General features: G+C 60.0%; 1 protein-coding gene and 1 pseudogene. Both read left to right on the forward strand.

What is annotated here, in order from left to right:
* Window positions 1–348 (forward strand): annotated as a pseudogene (locus AB9K37_RS11890) (IS21 family transposase); the annotation flags it as partial.
* Complete coding sequence (gene istB / locus AB9K37_RS11895) at window positions 345–1,187, forward strand: IS21-like element helper ATPase IstB (protein WP_369838870.1); 843 nt, start codon at window positions 345–347, stop codon at window positions 1,185–1,187. The pseudogene AB9K37_RS11890 and the gene istB, both read left to right, overlap by 4 nt.
* Window positions 1,188–1,404: the final 217 nt, after the last annotated feature.

Consider the following 1,404-nt stretch of genomic DNA (forward strand, 5'->3'; position numbering starts at 1 on the left):
TTACCGGCCCTGCCGTATGATGCTGTGCTCAGTGTGGAGCGCCGGGTCAGCAAGGACGGCATGATCTCGGTCGATGGCAACCTTTACAGCGTACCGGATACAGCACGCAGACGCACGCTGGAGGTCCAGAACCATACGCGGGATATCCGCATCTTTGAGGATGGGGTGGAAATTGCCCGACATCCTGTGCTCGAGGGCAAAAGCCAACGGCGTGTTGATCCGAGCCATCGCAAAGCCCCTCCGAAGCGGCAGGTCGTGCGCTCGGAGCGGCCGTCAGGCCTCCACCGATCCCTCGACTTTTACGATGCGGTAGGGCGTCGGCTGGCAACTGGACAGGTGTCGCGATGAGCGGGCTTCTGGACCGCGTCCGCGGCGCACTGGTGGGGCTGAAGATGCCTCGAGCGCTGGAGGCGCTTGATCATACCCTGCATCGCCTCGAGCAAGGGGAAATCACGGCCTTGGAAGCCATCGACACGCTCTTGAGCGAGGAATATTCCACGCGTGAGACGCGCCGGATTGATGTCGCACTCAAGACAGCACGCCTTGTCCCGATCAAGACGCTGGAAGGCTTTGACTTTGCCTTCCAGCCGTCGATCGACAGAGAGCGGGTGGCCGCTCTGGCGCAGCTGGACTTCATTCGCAGAGCTGAGGTGGTTCACTTTCTGGGGCCGCCGGGCACAGGGAAATCCCACTTGGCCACAGCGCTTGGGGTCGCAGCCGTCAAAGCGGGGCGCAGTGTGTATCGCGCCACTCTGGCTGAATTGGTCGAAGCCCTGTCGAAAGCCGAACGAGAGGGGCGACTGATCGAGAAGATCCGCTTCTACACACGCGCTTCACTGCTGATTGTCGATGAGATCGGATACCTCCCAATCACACAGGGTGGTGCCAATCTGTTCTTCCAGCTCGTTAACGCGCGCTATGAAAAAGGCGCGATGATCCTGACCTCCAACCGTGGCTTCGCGGAGTGGGGTGAAGTCTTTGGAGATCCAGTCGTGGCGACTGCTTTGCTGGATCGTCTCCTCCATCACGCTGTCGTCATGCACATCGAGGGAGCAAGCTACCGCCTGCGTGGTCATGCCGATCTCATTCCTGAACATGTGCGTGCAAATGCGCCCATTGCGCCGCCCCCACCTCCAAAGCGCAGAGGGCGACCACCCAAAATCAAAAATGGAGCTGCCAGTCTATAATCCCGCTGACAACCGGGACGCCAAACTGGGGAATTTTAACTTGCCCATTCTGGGGATTTTTGACCTGCCATTGACAATCGCGGCAATGATTACTCGGTGCCGGTTGCCTACGGCCACCGTGCGGTCTGGATCAAGGGCTTCGTGACCCGGGTTGTCATCGGCTGCGGCGCCGAGGTGATCGCTGAGCATTCGCGCTCCTATGACACCGGCGACATGG

It is taken from the genome of Donghicola sp. XS_ASV15, from assembly GCF_041224595.1.
GTDB lineage: Bacteria > Pseudomonadota > Alphaproteobacteria > Rhodobacterales > Rhodobacteraceae > Donghicola.